General features: G+C 43.3%; 2 protein-coding genes. Both read left to right on the forward strand.

Annotated elements, in window-relative coordinates; all coding sequences use genetic code 11:
* Positions 1-218 (forward strand): co-chaperone GroES (locus A3756_RS01985; RefSeq protein ID WP_068552807.1); only part of this gene is annotated, 218 nt, incomplete at its 5' end.
* Between the two features lie 76 nt (positions 219-294).
* Positions 295-845 (forward strand): TCP-1/cpn60 chaperonin family protein (locus A3756_RS01990; RefSeq protein WP_304438843.1); only part of this gene is annotated, 551 nt, incomplete at its 3' end.

Raw genomic sequence — 845 nt, forward strand, 5'->3', positions numbered from 1 at the left:
TTGTATTGCCTGGTAGTGCGACTGAAAAACCTTCTCAGGGTGAAGTAATAGCTGTGGGTACTGGAAAAATTCTGGATAACGGTGATGTTAAAGCTTTGGCTGTACAAGAAGGCGATATTGTAGTGTTTGGTCAATATGCTGGTAATACCGTTAAGATCGATGGTGAAGAGCTATTGATTATGAGTGAAAGCGACCTTTACGGCGTGATAGAAGCTTAGTACCGGTTAGCCGGTTCAGAGAATTATTTTAAAAGTGCCTAACTAAATAGGCAAACAGTTTAAGTAGGAAAAGTATATGAGCGCTAAAGACGTTAAATTTGGTGATTCGGCTCGTCAAGGCATGTTGGCCGGTGTAAACATTCTAGCAGATGCAGTAAAGGTAACTTTGGGCCCTAAAGGTCGTAACGTTGTATTAGACAAATCTTTTGGTGCACCGACGGTGACTAAAGATGGTGTGTCTGTTGCGAAAGAAATCGAGCTTAAAGACAAGTTCGAAAACATGGGTGCGCAGATGGTAAAAGAAGTTGCATCACAAACTAATGATGCTGCGGGTGATGGAACAACGACTGCAACAGTTTTGGCTCAGTCTATCGTTAACGAAGGTTTGAAGGCTGTTGCTGCGGGTATGAACCCAATGGACCTGAAACGTGGCATCGACAAAGGTGTGCAAGTTGCAGTTCAAGCGGTTAAAGGCTTTGCTCGTCCATGTGAAGATACTAAAGCGATTGCTCAAGTAGGCACAATCTCAGCAAACAGCGATAGCTCTGTTGGTAGCATCATTGCTGAAGCGATGGAAAAAGTAGGTAAAGAAGGTGTTATCACTGTTGAAGAAGGTAGTGGCTTCGA

The organism is Oleiphilus sp. HI0086 (genome assembly GCF_001635225.1).